Genomic DNA, 22,514 nt, shown 5'->3' with positions numbered 1-22,514 from the left:
CGTTTTTCAAATTTTATCGCAATTTACATACAAATGTTAAGATGTCAGCATATGCCGTGGGCCTTTCTCCGTCGCGTTCTTGAAAAAGGCGCTCAAGTCCGATAGGCAGCTCAAAATGACGCGGTGCGTCGTGAGCGCAATCCCAGCAGCCCTGCAGCGTTCCTCCAAAGCACCTTATCCCTATCCTGAAGGTCGACCGCTTCCTCAATGGCCCTTAACTCCTCGTCGTAGCACGCGTTCCCTCCCTCGGGACCAAAGGGATAATCGGTACCAAAGATAACGTGATCTGCCCCCGCGAAGTTCACCAATAGCCTAACGGAGTTGGCGCTGAACACCGCGGCATCGTAGTAATATCTCTTGAGTTCGCCCAATGGGTCCCGTACGGCAAATCCCCTTTCCTTACCCCCTCCCCTCATGTCATGGCCAAGCATGCTCAGCCTTCCAGCGTAAAACGGTATCATACCCCCGCCGTGGGCCAGCACGACCCTGAGCTTGGGCAACCTCTGCAAAAGGCCAGAAAACGCGAGCCTGGCGGCCGAAAGGGTAGTGTCGAATGGCCACGCGTAAATCAGGTTCAAGTTGTAGTCCTCTCCTACCCGATCCCACGCCGCGGGCTCGGTGGGATGGATGAACACGAACATGCCTAGGTCCTGCAGCGTTCTAAACACGTCCTCGTATCCCTTCCGCTGGTCGTAAAAGGTCTTGTTGGCGTTTGAGCTGATCAGCGCTCCCTTGACGCCGAGATCCCTCGACACCCTCTTGGCCTCATCAATCGCGGCTTCGGGGCTACACATTGGCAGCGTTGCGAGGGCCATGAACTTGTCCGGGTACTTGGAGGCTGCTTCGGCCAACCCATCGTTGATCGCCCTCGCAAGCCTCGACGCGGATTCCTCGTCAGGTATCACGTCAACGTTTGGGGGACTGACGCTTATGACCTGCATTCCTATCCCATACGCGTCCATGGCACGCAACCTCTGCTCTAGGTCTACGTGGGCGGAGCCCTGGGAGAAGTAGGTCAGCGCGTGCCCGCTTTCTGAGTCGTAGAGGAACACCCTCCCCACGCTATCCGGCTGCGCCAGCCGAATCCTTCCGATTCCCTCTCTCAGAAGGTCACGGGTCCTAGCAGGGAAGAAATGTGAGTGAAGATCTACCCTGCGGACATCGCTCTTCAAAGAGCTCCTTCACCTCCTCGCTCAAGTAGCCGTGCAAGATCCCTCCCTTTAGGAAGGGCTGATACCTTGGGATGACCCAGAACTTCATGAGGATAAGATAGGTGAAACCGGTTATGAAGAAGGCAGATATCCACGAGCCCGCGTACAGCGTCTGAGTTATTGGGTTGACCACAAGCCCCCAGTGCGAGGCATACGTGATGATCGTTCCCAGCGCAAACGCGATCAACGCTGCCGGGTTAAATCCCTTCCAGTACCTAAACTTTCCCCTTGTCAGGTAAACGTCGGCTGGCTCAAACTTGAAGCGCCTTATCACCGCATAGTCAAACACTATTATTCCCTCTACTGCCCCAAGTAGGGCCCCGTAGGCCAGCAACCAATTGTATATGAAGGAGTACGCGCCTGAGGCGTAAAACGTCCACGTGCCCAAAGCCGCGCTTATGGCTATGCCTATGACTATTCCCCTGAACCAGCTAAGGTGCTTCGAGTAGGTGTTGGCTATGTCATATCCCGGGGCAACCGAATTTGCGAAAACGTTGACCACGAACATTGCGAGAGCGAAAGCGAAAAGGACGAATAGAGCAAGCCATCTGGGAAGCATAACTGTGGCTAGCACCACTGGGTCAATTATACCAGCTCCGCCGTTGATCCCCAGCGCCATGGTCGCTCCTGAGGCGAGGAGGGCAAGTACTGCGACCCCGGTCATCATGAAGGGCATCGGAAGCTGGCCCCATGCCTGAGAGCGCTGGGAGCTCGCAAACCTCGTGAAGTCGGGCATGCTTATGGCCATGGTCGCCCAGTCTGCTATGACGGCGTTGAGGTAGGCAAGCTCGCTGAGCGCGAAGTTAGCTGACCTCTGCGGTATAGACATTATCGGGGAGAAGTTCCAGTTAGACCTTGTCATCACGAAGACGAACAAGATCGCGAATCCAAGAGCCACGATTGGCGCCGCCATCCTTGCCAAGAACTTAAGAGGGGGCTGCGCCTTTGTTGGAGGGGAAAAGTAAAAGAGCACTACCTGAAGGGCTATCACCGCAATGAAGGTAAGCCAGAAAAGCCTTGGGAACGTGAGCGCGAGCGAGTAACTTGTTGCCCCGCTTAGCATCCCAGTCTTATCAGTGAGCACGGCGTACATGCCCACGGCGGCCTCGGTGATTATGTATGAGACGATCCCCCACCACCCCATGGATATGATGGCCCTTATCCAAGAGGGGATCTGGGCGCCATATACCCCCCAGCGCGTCCTCGTGAGCTGCGGCTCTGACATGCCATAGCGCGCCCCACCGTGCGATTGGATGAGCGTGGGGATCAGGATTATGCTGCTTCCAAGGAAGAAGTCCAGAAGTATCTCCCACCAGTTAAGACCGAAGGAGAAGCCCGCTGCGGCCAAGAACCACGTGGGTATCACGAAAACCATTCCGAACCATATGGCCGTGTAAGTCCAAGGACCCCAGCTGCGGAGCGAAACTGGGGTTGGGTGAAAGTCCGGGTTCCAGAGATAGTTTTCGCCTGGAAACGAGCACGTGACCTCCACCTGCCCCCTCGCTGGGTAGAAAACCGTTGAGCCGACCCTGCGCTCCTCGCCCATTAACGTTACCTCCGGGGTATGACTGAGCGAAAAGCGCAGAAAAACGGAAGCCCAATTTTCCGTATCCCATAGGTCTTCCTAGCACGAGAACCCTGATCGCATGTTGCGACATTTATAAGGATATTTTGATGGGTTCATGTCATGTTTTTGCAGGGCTGGCCCAAACTCTAGCGCGTTTTATGCCTGTGCGTGCGCCTTCCTGCGACCCTTTCATAAGTCACCGGGATCCAGTCTCTTTTCCCTTGGCGTGGGGGCAGCTCCTGCGGGTCCGAGCCCACCCGGCACGTACCGAACCCTTCGGATGCATGTGATATCATGCTTTACCATTAAATATAAAATAACACAAAGCTAACGACACAAAGCTTAAATCAGGAAGTTTTTGAGTTCAAAACAAGAATGGAAGTAAGTTTAAAGAAGGATTCTAACCTAAAAAAGGAGTTAGGTCTCCTTCAGCTAACGGCGTTGGGGCTGGGCGCCATAATTGGTGCCGGGATTTTTGTCGCTCCAGCCGCGGTGGCTTCTGTGGCAGGACCTCTTGGCTTGTTATCGTGGGTGATAGGCGCCATCGCCATGGCGATCATAGCGCTGTTCTACGCGGAGCTTGGAAGCCTAAGGGCAACGACATCCGGTTTTTACGTTTACGCCAAAGAGACCACCGGAGACTTCCCAGGTTTCATGTCGGGCTGGGGTACCCTGATATCGTATGCCACAACCGTTCCCATTGAGCTCTTCACCATAATGCTTTATCTGTCATCGTTCTTCCCGAGCCTTACCGCAACCGCCACGCTTCCGGTTTTTGGGACGGTGGGCGTGCTAAGCACCGAGGGGGTGCTTTTGTCCGTGGGCCTGCTGTGGGCGCTTACTGCCATCAACGTGATGGGGGTCAAGTACGGCGGATGGTACGCCACGGCTACCACGGGGCTTAAGCTGGCTGCGGTCTTCAGCTTCGTGGCGGGAGGCCTGTTTTTCTTACATCCCAGCAACTACGGCCTGTTCTTGCCAAGGGATGAGGCCGGATCGGGAGTGCTGCTTGGGGTATCCGCCACGGTATTCTCCTACCTGGGCTTCAGGCAACCGACGGACCTCGGAGGAGAAGCGAAGTCAGGAAAGAACAAGTACCTGCTTCCCCTTGCCACGCTTCTCTCCATTGGGATAGCGGCTGTGGTATACGTGGCGGTCTCAGCCGTGTTCACGGGTATGATCAACTGGTCCGCCATGGGCATAACCAAGGGCGCATGGGGCTCCATACCAACCGATTACACGCTCGCGCAGGTCGCCAGTTCAAACGGCTCCGGCTCGCTAGCGCTTCTCATAACAGTTGGGATAGTCATATCAGCCCTGGGCACCGCGGGAGTGTACACAACCACCACGGCAAGGGTTCCTTACCAGATGGCAGATGCTGGTCCTCTGGCAAAGGTGCACGGCAAGTACGCGACACCCTACGTGTCGCTGCTGGTAATAGCCGTCTTTCAGACTGTTTTGCTCTCCCTCTCGCTGGGCTATTGGGCGCTTTACTACGTGTCAACGATATCCGGAGTGGTCAGTTATGGCATTAGTGGTCCTCTTGCTGCCATGTTGTACAGGGCGAGGGGGGAGAAAGCCTCGTTTAGAGTGCCCTTTGGCAGGACCCTTGCACCTCTGGGATTTGCGGCAGCTTCCTTTCTCGTTTACTGGAGCGGCTGGCCGTATACCGGATATGGGCTGGCCTTCGTGGTGAGCGGGATAGCCGCTTATGCGTTCACAAAAAGGAAAGAGGGAATGTCAGCGCTGGCACGCCAGATGGCCAAATCTGGCTGGCTTCTGATATACCTCTTTGGTCTCATACTTATTTCCTTCATGGGCCCGTCTGCGTTCAACGGCCTAAACGTAATACCGTTTCCCTACGACGAGCTTGTGGTATTAACATTCTCGGTTGTCGTCTATCACTTGGGGTATAGGAATGGGCTGTCGTCCGTTCATTGACATTCTGTCTCCTTGCGCTTCATAAATGCGGTAGCGCATTTTTAGCGGAATTCGGCCATCGAGCATGCCTAGGGCCAGTGACGTCAGGGACGTCGTATGGCATGGCGCCCTTCGCGCGCTAAGCTCTTGCCTGAATGTAAGAGCGGCGGCCTGATGCCAGCTCTAAAATCACCCCCATTGCCTCTAGCTGACGCGGCGGCTTGAGCTCTTTCGTTTGCGCCGCCTCGGACTAGTTCCCATAAGATCAGCTTTCTTGCGCGCAAGGCGTCGCGCGATCGTTTTGTGTTGGTGCCCGCGCGGCAAAACGCTCAAGCGAACGGCGTACCTGTGCCTTTTTAAATCCCCTATTGCATAGCCCTTAGATCTGAGGGCAGAGTATGTTCTGGAAGAGGTCTGGGGCGGTCGGGTAGGCTGGCTCAGGGAAGGCTTGGTACTTCCAGCCTTCGCGATCGTACCGCGAAAAAGCTTGAGGGTAAGATATTCGAGGTCGACCCGGATACCGTCTTAATCATTGGGACTTCGATCTTGAGGACGAGAACACGTGGATTACTGCACAATACTTATGAAGGCTTTGTCGTTGATATTTATCTCATGAGCAAAATTGCTAAGAAGATCGATGCTTCCGCATGAAATTCGATCCCTGGCAAATTAATGAATAGGTTTGCGAGCGTTTTTCTGAATTACGAAATGAAGTACGTCTTGATCCGACCCCGGAGACATTTTATTAGAATCGCGAGGACTTTAGTGTTTTTAACAAAGCGCCTTAAAATTTTTTAAAAAAGTATGGATAGATTTAAAAACCAAAAATATAGTTATTTGTGTAATTTCGGTTGGGCAATAAAGTTCTTGGGATCGTGGCCCTTATATTATTTGCCCTTAGCGCGGTTTCTTCCTCCTCGGCATACGGTCAAACTTCAACGGGGAATATCTCTGAAGGTTCAGCATCAGTCGCGACCGAGACTGGCTCCATATCTTTGCAGGGTAACGTAGCTTCCTCTTTTTCTGGTAGCATATCGGGGAACTTTAGCGGTACCGTTCAGGGCACGCTCATTGGGAAGGCGAATGGCATCGTAACTCCAGGGCCGTCAGAGACATATGACATAAGCTTCAATTACAGCGGCAGCTTCGCCACCGGAGCGAAGACCTATCACGTCGAGGGCAAAGGAAAAGCTCAGGCGTCGAGTGGTTCCATCAGTTCGGGAAGCTTGAACGGAACCATGATGTATCTTAACTCTCAATTCATCTTTGGTGAGTTATCGGGCGATCTGTCGGGTGGACCGGGATCATATTCTACCTCCTTGACTTCAACGCTCTCCGTTAAAGCCAATTTCTCGGGAAGCTTTGTCAGATACTATATCGCGAACTTTTCTGAATCCGGCCTTCCTTCCGGCACCACCTGGTCGGTGAAGGTCAGCCAATCGGCTAGCTCGACTAGTACCTCGACAAGCGGTATCGTTTCAGCCACATCACAATCGCCAAACCTAACGCTTTACAGCAGTTCCTCATCAATCTTTTTCGCTTTGCCAAACGGTCAATACGACTTTTCGGTGGGATCGGTGGCGGGCTACGTTGCGTTGCCGAGCTCGGGCTTCTTTACCGTTGAAAAAGCGAACTTAAGTGAGTTGATAACGTTCTCCGAGGTATCTACGGTGACGGAGCACGCCGTTACCTTCTCCGAGTCCGGCCTTCCTTCCGGCACCACCTGGTCGGTGACCCTCAACGGAGTCAGCGAATCAACTTCCTCTACCCAGATAACCTTTCAGGAACCTTCCGGTACGTATTCCTATTCGGTTAAATCTCCGTCTGGCTATTCTGCGTCTCCCGATTCAGGTACTATCAGCGTATTGACATCCAACGCTTTGCAGCTCATCGCGTTTTCGCAGCTCCCGCCCACCACTTACGATGTCACGTTTAAGGAGTCCGGCCTTCCCTCCGGCACCACCTGGTCAGTTACGCTGTTAGGGACCACGAAATCTTCCGCGACCTCGATGATATCATTTATTGAGCCACCGGGTACGTACTCGTATTCGATCATAGCCCCCTCTGGCTATAAATCCTCATCATCCCAAGGTAGCATAACGGTAACTGGCACCACCACGCAGCTGATCACCTTCTTTGCCTTAACGCATCAAGTTACCTTTTCTGAATCCGGCCTTCCTTCCGGCACCACCTGGTCGGTGACCCTCAACGGCACAGCTAAATCCTCGTCATTGACAAGCATTGCCTTTGCCGAACCTACCGGCAATTACCGTTATTCGATTGGTTCGGTTGCCGGTTACGTACCCCTTCCCTCTTCAGGGGTCTTGGCGGTAAATGGCACGGCATCATCGGTTTCGATAGCCTTCTCCAAGCAGGCCTACGAGGTTAGCTTCGTTCAGACGGACCTCCTTCCGTATTCGCAATGGGCAGTCAAGGTGGATGGGACAACGGTGTACTCCACGGGGCACAACGCCACCTTTTACCTTCCGACGGGGACCTACTCGTATTCTGTGGAGCCGCCCCCCGACCGTTACGCCTCTCCCTCGTCTGGTACGCTGCACGTATCTGGGAACGTGGTGCAGCAAATCGACTTCCCGCTCTCCTCAGCTCCTTCAGCTAATCCCTCCTCGTACGCAAAGAGCTACTTCAAGTCAAACCCCGAAGGGCTTTCAGCCTCATCCAGTCAAAGCTACTACACTGCTTTTCCCCCCGTTTACTACGGTTATAACGAGACTCCCTTCTACTCGAGCAACCCGTATCAGCAAACAAACGTTCCATCGATACCTCCCTACGTTTACAGCCCAACCCTGTACTTCTATTCATCGCTTCTCAACGAGCAATCGCTTCTCCCATCCATCCTGACCGGCGTGGCCTTAACTTACGTCACGGATCACCTTAGCAACGGCAGCATGATGATCGCCATATCGACTACGGGGGTAGCCAGCGCCGAGGCGGGAGATTGGATGACGGTCTTCATTCATTCTCCGACGGATCCTCAAAAACCCAATGGGAACTACTCGGATGAGCTCACTTACAAGGTAACCGTGACCACGGTGGTGATAGAGGATGCAAGCGCGGGCTTCCTCACAAACGTGGGCCTTACCTCCATTCAGGCCGAGTATCAGGTCCCGTTTTTGGGAACGGTCACGCACGTGATGAGGCTTAAGACAAGTGCGGCCATGGGCAATCCGTTTGATGACCCTGCAGATGATGAAGGGCTTTGGAGCGAAATTGGCACCACGGTGGAGGTTGCAAAGCTTTATCCAGAATTTGTGGGTGTTGCGGGACAGCTATATGACGTGATAAACGCTAACTTGACCAATGCCATAATTCAGGGCGAGAAGTTCAGGGGAGCTAACGCGAGCTTGCCCCAAGACCTAGCCAGCGATATGGAGTATGGGTTGCTCAATCCCTACGTCGAGATCTACAGGGACAGCTACTGCAACACCCTCGTGATTCCCCCAGGAGAGAGCTTGCCGGTCTCTGGAGGAATAAAGATAGTGGCCGGGAACTCTGGCATAGGAACAACAGACATTTACGTCGTGAGCTTCGTGCAGGTTAACGTCTATCCAGGCGTCGTGTTAGCTCCGCCCTCTCCCAAGGGCCCTTACATCCGGAAGGTTGCCCTGACTCCAGACAAGCTATACGTGAATCAGCTTCCAAACTTGACCGCTGAATTTGGCGACCTATTCCTGAATGGTAAGAACTATAACGCTACAACAAACACGTGGACCGACTCTTACAACGGCGGATTTTATGAGGGTATGCAATACCCAACGGTGGGCATCGATAAGGGTGGTCTTGTAAACCTGCAACAGCCATCATACGCGATAAATGACCTGACATTGCAATTCGGAAACTCCACATCGGTTGACGTGGGAGCGCCTTTAGGTAGAGCGTACAACGGCGCGAACTACGTATTGCCTCCTGGGACTTACAACGTCAGCCTCTTCTTTGATGGTGCCTTCGGCGCGGTTAGCGAAGGACCCCCGGGGCAGTTGATGCCTTGGCCTGGGAACGCCGAGCCGCCCAATTTGACGGCGAACGCAAAGCTGACGGTGCTTTCGCTGCCGTCGAACACAAGCATTGAGATGCGGAGCTTGGCGAAGGGAGGGGGAAACAACAGGATCTGGGTTGGTCAGCCCGTTCAAATCACAGGTCTCACCGACGAGGAATACTGGGTGGACCATGGTCCCCAAATGTACCTCAAGCCAGCGGGATGGTTGCTCTTCTACGCGGGTCTTCAGAACTCGAGCTCGCCCGCGCCCGCGTATAAGTCCCAGCTCATAGCCAATGTGAGCGTCGAAAGTCAGGGAGGAGGCTACGGTTACACAACGAACTTTGAAGCTGACGCCAACTGGACTCCGAGCGTGGCGGGTAATTACACCATAACGGTCGTTTACACGGGATATCCCACGCCTGGAAGCAAAGATGACTTGATAACCGGATCAACTCAGGTGATTTCCGACGTTCAGGTGCTTGCCTTGGGTCCCACGCTTACCCTAACTTCTACTCCTAATGCTCTGGGCAACTTCTCTCGCGCGTGGACCGATAACGTCACGCTCCACGCTCTTTTCCAGAATAACACCTACTCGGGCGCAAAACCCATGCAGAACGAGAGCATTGAGTTCTACATCAAGACTCCCGCTGGCCTTGCGGGAGCATATGGGGGCTTCGCCCTCTCTCCCTATCAGGGCACCACGAACTCGAAGGGTATTGCCAACGTTACCTTGCTGATAACCAACCCGCCAAGCGAGGACGAGAAGCTGACGCTGGTAGCCGTGGCGGTGCCGCCTAGCTCGAGCACTTCTGGTGGAGGTGGTGGAGGGGGACGCCACATCATATGCGGGCCCAAGTTCTCCCCAACCAAGAACACCAACGCAACCATAGTGATCGAGTACGTTGCGCCACAGGTCCTCGGCCCTCAGCTCCTTCTCTCCGCGAAGCCTTCCGAGTTCGGAAGGCTGACGCTAACGCCGAGCGAATGGATAAACAGCACGAACATATCGGCGCTTTTGCTTGACACGACAAGTTCTGCAGGCGGACAGGGCACCTCAACGTATTACGTGATGAACGAGGGGCTTCAGTTCTGGATAGTAACGCCCAATGGCCTTTCTACTAGTTACAGCGGTTTCTCGCTTAGCGATTACGGGTACGTTAGTACAAACGACTACGGGCGCGCGTCTCTGACGCTTAGCTCAAGCGCGTCCGACGACCAGAACGCGACGCTTACGCTTTACGTGCAAAGCGTCCCGCCTTCAAGCGGCGGTGGGGGCGGAAGCCATCACGCGGAGCAGGCATCTGGATCAAGTGCATATGTGCCGGTTAACGGGACCATATCGGTGGTGTACTACGTGAAGACCGTGAGCTACCATGGGCATCACATGCCTCACACTAAGGCGTCCGTTGAAGAAGAGGTTAGATCGTATGAAGTAACGCAACTCGTATCGAGCATGAGCGGGAAAGCATATGGCGAGATATCGGTAGGGCACCACGTATATTCCACGTAGTACTTGCGGGGATTCTTGCGCGTGGCTCGTGAATTTGGTCCGCTCCTTTGGAAGCGCCCCAGAAACATGGGAGCGAACCGGAGAGTTGCGCTACCGCGGCCCTTTGGACGGACGAGCGTCGCTCTCCGCACTTGCACGTGAGGGACTTGTTGGTTGCGACGCTCATGGCGCAAAGGGAACAAACCTTTTGGAGAAATACATTAATGGGCTTCTGCTTAGCGCCACGCTCTTGGCTTTGCGGTGAAGGGGAGTGCACGCCGTTAAGTAATGGCATCAGTAATGGCATCTAGGTAGGTCAAAACCCCGTGCGCAGGGCCCATCAATCAGGCCGATGCAGCTATTTTTTGCCCCGCGGCCTGGTGAAGCGATCCCCTCAAAGCGCTTTAACTGAGTTAATGACGAAGATCCCCGTTAAAAAAAAGCTTGATCGAGGAGGTTGCGTCGCGCCTGCCTGCTGATTCGTCTGCGAGCTGCTTTCTGCCTGCTTTGTTCCTCCGTAGAAGATTATCACTATGAGCGCTGCCATGGGCATTGCCGCGAACTCGAGTATGGGAAAGCCAAGGAATATGGCGGCTACGAATAACCCCAAGGTCGAAAGGGCATCCTTTCCGAGCCACGCCATCAAATTCGTCACCGATCTCTTAAGCACGTCTGCAAGCCTCCCGCCTTGCCCTGCAAGGATGGAGGCAAATGCGACTATGAAAACCATGTTAGTCACACCGTCTAGGAACCACGCCACGTCCCCTGTAAACGCCCATATGAAGTCAGCTATACCGAGCACGACGGAAAACGTCAGTATTTGGTTGAACTTCTTCTTAACTTGATCCATAGCAGCTCCAAAGGAAAATGATTCAGATGACAGCGCCGCGTTGGCTTCCACTAAAGTCACTGACGTGAAAATTCCAGTTAGGATCCCCTCTATGAGGGCCGAGGTAGCGGCCAGAGTAAGAGCTAGTAGGCCTGCACCCAGCATGCCGTAATAGGCGTAAATAGAGCGCAGCCCTATGCTCAGTCCCAGCGCCGCAGCTATCACCACCATCACTATCACCACAACTATGATCTCGACCACAAAAAATACCACTGCCGGTATGGCCAGCGAAAGGTTTAACGTGAAGGTTTCATAGGCTTTCTTAAGGGCAGAGGCGTCGCCCACGGGATTCTGGTTTCCTCCACTCGCTCCTTGGGCTGCGTTTCCAGCGCTGTTTATCTTATTTTTAAAAATAGGCAACCGGACATCGGTGAAAGTAAACCCCAGAATAAAAACTTATCTTTATTTTGCTTACTAAGTAAGCTACGATCAGGAAGCATTTGAACTTGATTCACCGTTTATCTGGCAATCAGCGTTACGCTCGCGGTTTGCGCTAATCTCGAAAAAGGCTCTGGCAGTTGTTCGATGTTATCGCTTGCTGGCTCATCTGCTGAGCTTCTTAAGGCGATTCCCGAGGTTACTGCAAGATCGATTTGGTTTTGCAGATTTTATTGCTAGGCATCTCTTGCTTAAATTCTTTGAGAGGAGGGTCGAGGCGTCGCTTGCTAAACAAAACGATTGATGACGCATTAATGAAAACTTTTGGGGAGGCGATCATTTAGCCCGAGATGGTTTTGCGCTGAGTGCAGCCGACGCTGAGTTGTTAAGGCATCTGTCAACAAATCAAGAAGTTCTGGACTTCAGCCGCATGCGTAGGCTGGCCGAGGATGGCGTTATCACCCTTTCAACTTACCTAATCCCTTGTTTACGTTCACCATCAGATCGTGTACTGCCTGAGAAGCCGAGCTCAAGGCCTCAGCGGTTGGCATTAGTTCCCATTCTACCTCCCCGTGGGCAAGCAGGTTCCTGACGTTCATGGATAGGCGAAAGGCAAGCGAAGCGCGTGGGTTCACAAAGCGCTCACCCCACCTGAGCAGCTCCGCTTCAGAGTAAGGAAATCTCTCTCCGTTGACGGTCACCGGTTGCTTGAGGTGCTTTAGCTTGATCTCGAGCTTTACCCTTCTGTAGTCGGGGTGGCGTAGCTCTAGCATTTGTCCCTTGTTCTTTATGATTGCCTTTTCTCCAAGCCACTTCGAGTAAGAGCAGCGAAGGCCCATTTCCATGACCAGGTAAGTCTCGAGTGTAGTTAGTTCGCTCATGCCCTGCATTTTCAGCAGTCTTTCGGCGTTGGCCTGCGCTCTCAGGGGCTTAGGTCCAATGTCGTTCCACATGCGACCGGGACCCAAGATTAAGAAGGGCACGTTGGCCAGAAAGAAACCAAGCAGGTTTCCATTCACGTCGAAGCGACTGCCATGGGCTATCACGCTTCCATCGGCGTATTTCATGCCATGGAACACCTCGGATAGAAGCTCTTCGTCACCCGGTTTCCTGTACTGGAAAAAAGCGTTGACCTCTTGCATGACCTTGGCATATCCCAGCAACTTCTTTAGCCTCCTGCTTTGCGCTACCTTAAGGCCTGCCGTCCTGGGATGTTTAGCCTTAACCCGAGGAGCTCCTCAAGGGCGAGCGCTGAGGCCACGTTCTCCGATATGACGGGCATGTGGAGGTCCTCGGAAAGGTACGCCACCACCTCGAAGGTCGAAAGCGCGGTGCAGGCTATGTAAACCGCGTCCGCTTGCCTAACGCGCTGGAATTCCCTCTTAACCAAGCGGTAGATCGTGAACACGGGGGTGTTAGAAATGTCGACACCCCACCTCTTGTTGAGGTTAGCCTGTCCAACTACTGTGAAGCCGGCCGACGAGAGGTAACTTGCCTCCTCTTTCGCCCTGTCCTCGGTATACGGGGTCGCGAGCCATATCCTCTTGGCCTGTACCGACCTCAAAGCGTTCACGGCCGCCTCCTCTGGAATCACGAGCGTTTTGTCTATCACCTCTCTTATTATCGATGAGTGGGTATGAGACCCGTAACTCCGTCCGTACACAACAGCGTCCGACACTTCTCTTATGAGAGAGTAGGCTGTTGAGAGTTCCTTCCTAAACTCCTCAGGGTCATGTGGCTCGCACCCCTTCGTTGGAGGTAACCTTGTGGAGTGAAAGGTCACGCCTTCGACCGCCATTTTCCACATATCGTATTCTATCGCGGCGTTGTTTGCCGGTATTAGCAGCCCGATCCTAGCCCTTCCACCTGGCATGGTGATTAAAGGACGTCCGCTTTTACGTCTCTTTGCGCTCGCGGGGCGTAAAGCAGCGCGGGCGAATCTGAAATGCCGCGATGGCCTATCTCACTCGCATCGACGAAATGAAAGTGATCAACAAGGCTTACGCCGAATAGATCTTCCCGTGGGCATACGCGGACAAGTTTAATTTCACGTGGCGAGCAATGACGTAAACCCGTCGAGGGGCGCCGACACATGGCGCGTTAGCGATGGCCTTGGCGAGTTGCTCTCGGGCTGTTGTTTGCTTCAGTTGTTCTCGCCGATGGAAACGCGGAGTTGGTGACTTCTCGGGAACTCGGCTTCAAACAGCCTCTTCAAGGTGGACTTGAGCTCGTTGTCATCTACATCGTAGGACCCGTTTGCAAAGCCGCGCTCCTCTATCCTATAGTTGTTAACGCTTGACTTGAGCACTTCAACCCATCTATCACCCTTGAAGTCCTCAATCCTTAGCCTCTTTCCTTCCGGCAGCTTTTCTAGCTGGCTTGCGACGACTTTGTCCGCCGATTTAGCTGAAATCCAAGGCAATCCCATCCGCTTTAATTGGGAAAGCGCGCTTAAACCTTCCATCAGCTCTTAGAAAGCGCTAGAAGACAATACCCTGTGCGCTGCCGAAACCTCATATGAAGATACAGCGAGCTGGGCTACCTCCGCAACGGTGCTCAAGACTTCGTGCCTTTTCTGTGAGTTGGTCGTCTGGTGAGGCGTTGAGCTGGGGTGGAGCGTGAAGATGAAGACGGGAGGAAGCCTAGGCCCCTGGGTGAGCCAAGCCCATGCATGGCGCGAGTTTTGGTAATTGCATTCAGAAGCGTTTCTTCCGAAGCGTTCTGGGTTTTCAGGGTTCAAGTCTCGCACTTTCTGAATCCTGGTAAGGCGGGGTTCTTTCTGTTCTTGCCTAAGTTGATCGTCTGCTCGTATGCCAAGATGGACTTGGAATCAGCATGTCACGTCCAATTTTATGGAAATGACCATGGAGATAGGTGGTCATGCGACCAGGTTTCGGGTGCCTGAAATTATCGTACCTCGCGCAAAAAGCATAAAAGGGTAGCAGGCGCGCACATGTGATATCGATAGAGCGTCGCCGGGGTAAATCGTGGCTGATCCTTAATGGAGAGGAGACCCTTTCAAAGGGCGTAAACCACATCTCATATGACGGTGATTTTGCTCCTAAGCTTGGTTACTCTCCTTACAGGCGGGCCGTCGAAAGCGCTTATGGTAACGTGCAGCGGTGGGCTAAGAGCACCGCCACGAGGTTGCTGGCGTGGGGATTTAATTCTGTGGGCCTTTGGTCCTCAAAGGAGCTCTGGTCTTACATTCCTTTCTTTGTTTCACTTGACCTTGCAGCGTCATTTGGTTCCAACTGGCAAACGGGCGACGTTGCCGATGTCTTTTCGCCGGATTTCGTTGATCATGCTGAGAGCAGGGCTGAAGAGCTTATCCAAGTCGTGAAAGACGATCCTAATCTCATGGGGTATTTCACCGATAACGAGCTGAAGTGGGGTCCGGACTGGAGGGGGTCTCAGCATCTCCTTGACCTTTTCCTTAAGAAAAAAGGGGCAGGGCACGACCTAGCGGTTGAGATGTCGCAAGAGTATCCGTTGGAGGAGGCACGCGAGTTGTTCCTGAAAGCTTACGCTCACAGGTACTTTGATGTTGCCGTTGAGAGCATTAGGACGCGGGACTCGCGCCACTTAGTGCTTGGTGTTCGTCTTGCTCACGTTATACCGAGCATATTCGCGGTGGCGGAGGCCATGGGCTCGCTGGATGCCATAGCGCTTAACGACTACGGCGATGCAGCTCCGCTCGAGACCATGAGGAAACTTCACGCTATATCTGGTAAGCCTATCATGATAACGGAGTTCTCCTTCAAGGCCATGGACTCGGGCCTACCTAACTCCAGAGGCGGGGGCAGGCCCGTAAGAGATCAGGCCGAGAGGGCGCTCATGGCCAAGGCTTACTTAGAGGCCATCCTGCGGGAGCCTTATGCCGTTGGTTATCACTGGTTTCAGTGGTCGGACGAGCCAAAGGAAGGGAGGTTTGACGGTGAGGATTGCAACTACGGCCTGGTGAACATCAACGACGAGCCCTGGCCCGAGCTCGTGAAGATGTTTTCAGAGGTGAACTCGAAGGCCGAAGAGCTTCATGAGGGGGCTACCTAGCCAAGACCACCGTCGAACAGTTGAAAGCTCTTAGTAAGGTCGCGTGCTAGTAAATGACCGTATCGCACTAAGGCGCGCGACAGTGCGCGAAAGCTCTACCTGCCAGTACGGGGTAGTTAGCTGATGGTAAACCGGATAATAAAATTACAAAAGGAAAAGCAAGAGCGCAACTATGGTGATCGTGGCGGGCGGGAAGCGATTCGCATTGAGAGATGTATGGCTGACGTCAAAATAGGTTAGTCGATCAAAGTGAATTTGAAAGCGCTTGGAATTATGCCGTTTTGCTCTCCAGAAATCGCAAAGTGCGAGCTCCTCCTTATGGAAGCTCTTAGCCAATCGCACGTCTGGCATTCGTTAAAGCGATTCACGTGAAGGCGCACGTATCCACCACGCTTTTACGTGGAGGCAATACCCCAAGTGTGCAGGAGATAGGAAAGGTAGCAGATGGGGCCACCGAGTCAAGCGCTTCCGTGATACTTTATCAGGGAATGGAGAGCTGGGTTTCGAGCGAGGAGCTAGTTCTTATCAAGAACGGAGGAAAAAAGCCATACGGAGAAGTGCTGGGAGTGCTGAGGAAGGGACTTGGAAGAAACGACTTCCTTAACACGCAGTACTACAAGCCCGAGCTTGCGTACGTCAAGCACGGAGGGGAACCTTCCGGCGCGAGGGAGGTCTTCTCGTTTACGGTGATGGCGGTCGGTGAGGTGTCCGAGGGAAAGCCATTGGCAATCAATAGGAAGATAATCGCGCCAGGTTCCAGCGTTAGCGTGTTTGAGGACGAGAATCCCTTGGAGATCTACCTAAAGCCGTCAGCAAGGGTTCCCGCGTACTTGTGCGCCCACTTGGACAGGCACCCGAGCTGGCGGATCCCGGCAGACGCATCTTACATTCCCTATCACGTCGGGGTTTACGGTACGACTGGCTCCGGGAAATCTTGGCTGGCAAAAAACGTACTTATGCCTTTTTACCTGGAGAATGGCTACGATGTCCTTGTGCTTGACTGGAGTGGAATGGATTACGCGTCCGACCTCCCGAATAACTCGATACCACTGTCAAAGGTGTTTCTGGGGCCAGACGCGATCCTATCTTACCTATCGGACATTTCCCAGAACTTCTTCGACAACAGGAGCCTCCAGGGGGTTATGGAAGAAATATGCGACGATTGGGATGAGCTCGCCAAGGAGGGACCCAACGGCCTTCTGAAGGAGATAACCAAAAGACTCGATCAAGCTGGGAGTACCGTTAATCAAAATTACAAGAGCGCCTATCTATCGGCGGTTAGGAGATTTCTGCGCAGGCTGACGCCTGATGTCTTGTATTCGCTCACGGGGACTTTGAAGGTCGAGGACGTGCTGACCGAACTTGCGAAGAGGCACCTTGTGGTGATAGACATGGCCGGCTTCAGGTCTGAGCTCAAGCTCTCCTTCTTCTTGGCCTTAGCAAACGCCATTTACTCAAAGATGATCGGAGGAGAGGACATGTCCATCTCCCTCGTGATTGACGAGGCGCCGCAGTACTCGCCGTTCAAGCCGGAGGGACTCCAAGTTCAGGCCACGGACGCCATAAGGGATCTGGCGGCGCTTGGAAGGAAACACAAGCTTAACCTGACGCTCCTCTCGCAGGGCGTGGCGGGAGACATAGGCGTGAACGCCGCCATAAGGAGGAACCTGAACACAAACTTTTACGGAAGGTTGCACCCCCTTGACGTTGTGGGTCAAGGAGGGGCCAAGGAGTGGCTTGAGCCCTACGGCATAACGCCCGAGTACATGCTAACGCTTCAAAGCGGGCAGTTCTATTTCTCCGGTCTCATGAATCCATCTCCTATGCCTCTACTCCTTTTCTTCGAGCCAAACCAGAGGCTGCTTCGGTTGGCAAGCGAAAGAATGGCGAGCACAGATGTCTGAGGACCAAATAGAGTGGCTTAGGCTTCCACCAGATCTCCAGTACAAACTCATGGAGGTTGCCGAGGAGGAGGCCCAGAGAGTAAAGGAAAACCACAAGAAGCTATTGACGACCCTTGAGGAGCTCAAAAAGCTCGCTCTACCTCACGTGAAACCGCTGCCCGGGGGACAGGGAGAACCGCTGGTTGCAGCTGTCGATGGCTCGAGGTCTCCCATGCTTTCGAGAAGGCTTGGTGCCAGTTACGGGGCGTTTACGGCGAGCGGCCTGGCCATAAGGGGAAAGAGCGAGGTGTGGGAAGACCATTTGGCCGGGCAGTTCAAGAGAAATGGGGCGCTTTCGCAAGATCGCTCCATGTACTCGTTCGAGCTCACCTCTTTGCTTGCGGAGAGGAAGATGGCCCTTGAAGCGCTCGATCACGCGGATCACGTCATCGTCGATGGCAGCTTTTACGGTTACGCCTACACCGCCAACAAACGCATTCAGATGGGGGAGCTTTCGGAAAACGATGTTAAGATACTTGAGGAGATAAACGAGCTCACGGAAAAAATAACCAAGTCGGGGCGCGCGTTCGCGGTGATAAAGAGGACAAGAAGCAGGGTACTTGAAGGTTACGCTTACTTGAACGGGCTTGAGGAGGACTTAACAGGGATAACCGATAAGTTATCCCTTTCCTTTGCGATGCCTGGCAGGTCCTATATCCCTTATTCGGAGCTGACGGGAGGAAGGCATCCCATGGAGCTGACCATACTCGCTCAGAGAAAAGAAATGGAAGAAAGGGAAGGCGGAAGAGAAGTCTCGTTTTCTCCGGATTGGAAAGATATCGAGGAGAGGGTATACGGTCCTCCGCGGTACATAGGCGTTCCTGCAGAAGCGCTTTCGTCTTTGGAAAGGATTCAGGTAAAGGCCTATGAGGACGCCCCGGCCTGCGAGGTGGAGTTTCTCAAGGGAAAGGAAGAGGAGGTCGTTTCGATTTTATCTGCGTCGGCTTTCTTCAATCATGACACGGGGCTGCCCATGGTCCTTGACATGGTTGATCAGCTGACGACGCTCGGAGTTCGTTTTGCTGAGGAGTACGCAGACGAGGTTGAGGCCAGGGCGCTTCAGCTCGTGATCGAGGAGAGCGGGCCAAGCGCGCTGCGGTGGTTCTTCCGGCCGCTAAATCCCCAAAAGCCCTATCGAACGAGCATGTTACATGCAGGGCATACCGAGGACCCATCGTTACCGCGATTTGCATAAAGGATTATAGGGTATTGCTCAGGAAACGACGGTTTTGGGTCATAACTTTGCGCATTAATTGCGTGCTTTATCTTTAAGAAGAAAGAAGGCGGAGGATTTATTATTGAAATTAGTCTTTACTTGGGCTTAAATTATCAATAGCCTTGATCTCATTAACTTTAAAGGGGTGAGGAAGGGCATTTGAACCTTTATCCGCTTACCATACTAGTAGGGGCTAACAACTCAGCTAAGTCGACGGTGCTGGAGTCCCTGTTCTTAGCGGCAAACCCGTTCAGGCGGTTCTTGCGTGATACCGCCTACCGGTTCATAAGTCAAAGTCATTTGCTGCTTCAGGATTCGGAGGTGCGTCCCTCTAATTTAACGGCTACAACACAAGAGAGCCTAGTGTTAGCACGGATGGGCGCGAGCTTAAACTCCTCAGAGATAGCTCTAGCCAGACCTACTTTCACATGAGTGGCATGGGGATAAAGGGTACCGCGCTCATCGATGGTAAGAGGGTCTATCTTTTTGAGTGCGATGTTGGTAAGTCCTTTAACTTGACGTTACTCATAAGGGACCTGGATAACATCAAAAGCGGAAAGCACACGATAGAGGATCACCTGATTTTCTCGGTCAAAGATCAAATATCGATCGAAAGCGAAGTTACTGATCCTAAGTGTCTTTGGATAAAGGTATGTAAGCAATCGGCACTTGAGATGGCGGCTTACAAAGCCGTGGTGCGCGATCCCGCGAAGTTTATGCCCCAGCACTATAGGCTTTCAAAATGATAGAGGAGACGCTGAGCTAAGTCGCGCTCGCGGCCTTTCATGCAGTTGGCAGCCCGCGTTTCCCTGCATTTGGAAAGCCGTGCAAGTAACCCTCTAAGATCGGTGCTTTGCTTTCTCGCGTTCTGGAAAAGCTTACATTGCGGCGAAAAGGAGTACATCTGGGTCTTGGACTGGCTTGGCGGTTGCTTTAAGGTAAGATCTACAGTTAAAGAGAGGCATGAGGGAGCGTTCTGAAGTAAAAGTGGGAATAGCTCCCCAAAGAGTTATATTCAAGGGCTCCGTCGAACCCGTTTTCTATGCCGTTACCTCTTTTGGCCTTTAGGGCGAAGTTGACGTTGCCAACGCTGAGTACCTTCGAGTAATGGAACTCGTGTCCTCTTAACGTATCTCCCGCACCGGCAAGCATGCTGGGCTTTAAGGCTTCAAGCTCTGTGTAATGCATAACGAGTTTTTCTTTCGCTTTCATAGATATGTCGAAAAGGCCAACCATGTCATAACTCCTGTCGCCGACGATTTCTCTTGAAAGGTACATGAGCCCTCCACACTCTCCTAAGACCTTTTTTCCCTCTTCTGATGCGCGCTTTATCCAACTTCTGGTTTGAGTTGAAGCTTCAAGTTCCTTTAGGTGTAATTCGGGATATCCACCCCCTATGTAGATGAGATCGGCGCCATCGACTTTCTCGTTCTTGAGGGGGCTAAAGAACTTTAACTGATGCCGGCTCCGGATCAACTCCAAGTTATCCCTATAGTAGAAGGAAAAAGCTGAGTCATAGGCTACGGCGGCCAGCTCCTTATCGGTTGCTTCTTCCGCGTTTTCATATGGCGCGGGGTTAAGCTCATTGGCTTGGTCTGCGATGTCAACGAGAGAATCTAAGTCGACGTGTTGTTCAACGAGGCGCGAGGCGGCAGAGATGGCGCTTTCAGCTTTTTTCTCATCTTCAACGGTGACCAGGCCGAGGTGCCTTGAAGGGACCTTCAGTTCCTCGGAATACGGGATGTATCCCAGCACCTTAACGCCTTCAAGTCCCTCCTTGCAGTAGTTGAAGTGGCCTACAGAGCCGACCATGTTGAATATCACGCCCTTGACCGGGGCGTTCCCGAAGTCCTTTAATCCGCTTACTATCGCTGAGGCCGTCGATGAGAGGTTAGAGCAATCTATAACAAGGACTATGGGCGCTTTTATGACCCGTGAAACCTCATATGTGCTATAGCTGAGGCCGATTCCGTCGTAAAGCCCCATAACGCCCTCGATTACGCCTATGTCGCGTCCCTTTGAATATCTGAAAAGAGCTGCAATTACCTCATCGCGTCCCATTAACCAAAGGTCGAGATTAGATGAAGGTTCCCCCGTGGCGAGCCTATGATACCCGGGATCTATAAAGTCAGGCCCAACCTTAAACGGGGCCACTTTCATCTTCTTAGATAGTGCTCTCATTATGCCTGACGTAATCAGCGTCTTTCCGCTGCCGCTCCTATCAGACGAGACTATGAAGCGTTTCAAATGCCACTTAGTAAGAAGTGCTAAGTAATATGCCTGGCGAAGGAGCTTTCTAATTTTTGATGTGGCAGAACTCGGTCGCCAGCGGTGTTAATGCAGGGGCCAATACGTTGAAAAATTATGCCCTATCTGAAAAAGCGAATTTCTTGGAAGCCGTTGACGCTATCAGCTTAATGGTGCTATTTGAGCTCAAAAACTCATGCGCTATTGAACGATTAGAAATAACATTCGAGCGGTTTTTAGTCTTTATTCTAAGAAGGCTTAAGTTCGATTTCTGTGTAATTTTATGAACGTTAAACCAGTGCTGGGAGTTTTATTCACAATCATTATGCTCTCAGCGGCGTGTGAAGTGGGAGTCGCGCACGTTCCCGGCTCTCAAGCGTTCCCTCCCACTTATTCCTCGCTTCCCTGGATAACGGTGAGAGGCACGCGCTTCGTTTACGATAACGGCACGTACGTCCTACTTCATGGCGCTGACTACTCAGGCGCGGAGTTTGGCGCTTTCACGTTTACGTCTGAGGACTTCCAGGCCATGACCTCTTGGGGATTCAACGTGATAAGGATGCCCATAGCGTGGAGTTACGTTGAGCCCAGCCCGGGAGCCTATTCTCAGTCCTATCTAAAGAAGGTAAGAGAGGCTGTTCACCTTGCAAACAATTACGGCATATACGTGATAATAGACATGCATCAGTGGTGGTGGTCGCCTGTTTTTGAAAACGGCGAGGGCAACGGCCTTCCGCCTTGGGCGGTGCCATATCGTGGAGGATGGGATGCATTGCAAAAAGACGAAGCCTACTTCTGGTCCAACACCACGGTTGAGCAGGACTTCGCAAACATGTGGGAGTACGTGGCGTCCCAGTTCGCCAACGACTCCGGCGTCCTGGGTTATGACCTATTCAACGAGCCCACTACCCCTACCAACTGGACTTCCCAGCAGATGTACGAAAACATGGCAAGGGTTTACGACATGGCCATATCGGCCATAAGGAAGGTGGACCAGAGGCACGTGATATTCTTCGAGACTTCTGAATGGGACTCTGGAACGCATCCCAACAACTGGGTTGAGCCAACCGACCCAGCGCACAAGTTGGCGCTTGAGGTTCACGACTACTGGGCTAACCCCTTGAGCGCTCCCCTTTACGCGGCGCTGCAGGCCTCGCAGAAGTGGGACATGCCTGTTTACGATGGGGAATTCGGGGCGGGCATGAACTCGCCCCTTCTTGCCACGGAGGCGTTCAACAGGTATGGGATCGCTTGGACTTACTGGAGCTACAGCTGGGAGGCCGAGACAGGAGCCATAACCTATGAGAAGAACCCGTTGCTGGACGTCCTTGACGAACCGTATCCCCGTTTATCGTCGGTTCCGGTTTCCTCACTTAGCGTCGAAAACTCGACGTATAAGGGAGTAACCGTGAGCTCGGTCACCGTTAACGTTACCTTCACTGGTAAGTCTGGCTGGGCCGACTTCTTCGTACCCGAGGGCTTCAACGTGGCATCTCCCAGCGGCACCTTCAGTCCCTCTTCAAGGACCTTCAACGTCACCTTTGATGACGGCAGCGTCTCGCTTCGCCTTACCCCTCCTCCTGGGTACGGTTTCGCTGGTG

Annotated in this window: 14 protein-coding genes; 7 read left to right on the top strand and 7 right to left on the bottom strand. The window is 53.0% G+C overall.

What is annotated here, in order from left to right; all coding sequences use genetic code 11:
- Nucleotides 1–110: 110 nt before the first annotated feature.
- Together PRZ02_RS05750 and PRZ02_RS05745 are read right to left on the bottom strand one after the other, a co-directional pair.
- A complete protein-coding gene (locus tag PRZ02_RS05750; RefSeq protein ID WP_449464879.1) occupies nucleotides 111–1,172 on the bottom strand; it encodes an amidohydrolase family protein in 1,062 nt (353 codons plus the stop codon).
- A complete protein-coding gene (locus PRZ02_RS05745) occupies nucleotides 1,120–2,757 on the bottom strand; it encodes a cytosine permease (RefSeq protein ID WP_449464878.1) in 1,638 nt (545 codons plus the stop codon). The genes PRZ02_RS05750 and PRZ02_RS05745 overlap by 53 nt, the downstream gene beginning before the upstream one ends.
- Nucleotides 2,758–3,153: 396 nt before the next feature.
- Between PRZ02_RS05745 and PRZ02_RS05740 the strand changes: the two genes are divergently transcribed.
- Complete coding sequence (locus PRZ02_RS05740; protein ID WP_449464877.1) at nucleotides 3,154–4,719, top strand: APC family permease; 1,566 nt, start codon at nucleotides 3,154–3,156, stop codon at nucleotides 4,717–4,719.
- 830 nt (nucleotides 4,720–5,549) lie between these two features.
- A complete protein-coding gene (locus PRZ02_RS05735; RefSeq protein ID WP_449464876.1) occupies nucleotides 5,550–10,208 on the top strand; it encodes a hypothetical protein in 4,659 nt (1,552 codons plus the stop codon).
- A 373-nt stretch (nucleotides 10,209–10,581) separates the two neighbouring features.
- Here the strand turns inward: PRZ02_RS05735 and PRZ02_RS05730 are convergent, their stop codons facing one another.
- From PRZ02_RS05730 to PRZ02_RS05715, 4 genes are all read right to left on the bottom strand, one after another.
- Nucleotides 10,582–11,436: a hypothetical protein gene (locus tag PRZ02_RS05730; RefSeq protein ID WP_449464875.1), complete on the bottom strand. Its 855-nt coding sequence runs from the start codon at nucleotides 11,434–11,436 to the stop codon at nucleotides 10,582–10,584.
- Nucleotides 11,437–11,912: 476 nt separating this feature from the next.
- On the bottom strand, nucleotides 11,913–12,617 hold the full coding sequence (locus PRZ02_RS05725) for a hypothetical protein (protein WP_449464874.1): 705 nt from the start codon (nucleotides 12,615–12,617) through the stop codon (nucleotides 11,913–11,915).
- Between the two features lie 23 nt (nucleotides 12,618–12,640).
- Nucleotides 12,641–13,327, bottom strand: a complete 687-nt coding sequence (locus PRZ02_RS05720; protein ID WP_449464873.1) for an aspartate racemase/maleate isomerase family protein — start codon at nucleotides 13,325–13,327, stop codon at nucleotides 12,641–12,643.
- A 270-nt stretch (nucleotides 13,328–13,597) separates the two neighbouring features.
- Nucleotides 13,598–13,882, bottom strand: a complete 285-nt coding sequence (locus tag PRZ02_RS05715; RefSeq protein WP_449464872.1) for a hypothetical protein — start codon at nucleotides 13,880–13,882, stop codon at nucleotides 13,598–13,600.
- A 527-nt stretch (nucleotides 13,883–14,409) separates the two neighbouring features.
- Here PRZ02_RS05715 and PRZ02_RS05710 point away from each other — a divergent pair.
- The 4 genes from PRZ02_RS05710 (at nucleotide 14,410) to PRZ02_RS05695 (ending at nucleotide 19,412) form a co-directional block, all read left to right on the top strand.
- A complete protein-coding gene (locus PRZ02_RS05710) occupies nucleotides 14,410–15,507 on the top strand; it encodes a beta-agarase (RefSeq protein ID WP_449464871.1) in 1,098 nt (365 codons plus the stop codon).
- Nucleotides 15,508–15,926: 419 nt separating this feature from the next.
- Nucleotides 15,927–17,411 carry an ATP-binding protein gene (locus PRZ02_RS05705; protein WP_449464870.1) on the top strand — a complete coding sequence of 495 codons (1,485 nt, stop codon included), beginning with the start codon at nucleotides 15,927–15,929 and terminating at the stop codon, nucleotides 17,409–17,411.
- Complete coding sequence (locus PRZ02_RS05700; RefSeq protein ID WP_449464869.1) at nucleotides 17,404–18,645, top strand: DNA double-strand break repair nuclease NurA; 1,242 nt, start codon at nucleotides 17,404–17,406, stop codon at nucleotides 18,643–18,645. Before PRZ02_RS05705 ends, PRZ02_RS05700 begins: the two co-directional genes overlap by 8 nt.
- A gap of 449 nt (nucleotides 18,646–19,094) precedes the next feature.
- On the top strand, nucleotides 19,095–19,412 hold the full coding sequence (locus PRZ02_RS05695; RefSeq protein ID WP_449464868.1) for a hypothetical protein: 318 nt from the start codon (nucleotides 19,095–19,097) through the stop codon (nucleotides 19,410–19,412).
- A 205-nt stretch (nucleotides 19,413–19,617) separates the two neighbouring features.
- Here PRZ02_RS05695 and PRZ02_RS05690 read toward each other — a convergent pair whose 3' ends face one another.
- Complete coding sequence (locus tag PRZ02_RS05690; RefSeq protein ID WP_449464867.1) at nucleotides 19,618–20,913, bottom strand: cobyrinate a,c-diamide synthase; 1,296 nt, start codon at nucleotides 20,911–20,913, stop codon at nucleotides 19,618–19,620.
- A gap of 283 nt (nucleotides 20,914–21,196) precedes the next feature.
- On the opposite strand from PRZ02_RS05690, the gene PRZ02_RS05685 reads away from it, so the two are divergent.
- The coding region (locus tag PRZ02_RS05685; protein WP_449464866.1) for a glycoside hydrolase family 5 protein at nucleotides 21,197–22,514 on the top strand (1,318 nt) is incomplete at its 3' end.

The sequence above is a fragment of the Tardisphaera saccharovorans genome, assembly GCF_046635845.1.
In the GTDB taxonomy this organism is placed as follows: domain Archaea; phylum Thermoproteota; class Thermoprotei_A; order Marsarchaeales; family UBA168; genus UBA168.
This window is presented reverse-complemented; position numbering and strand designations above follow the sequence as displayed.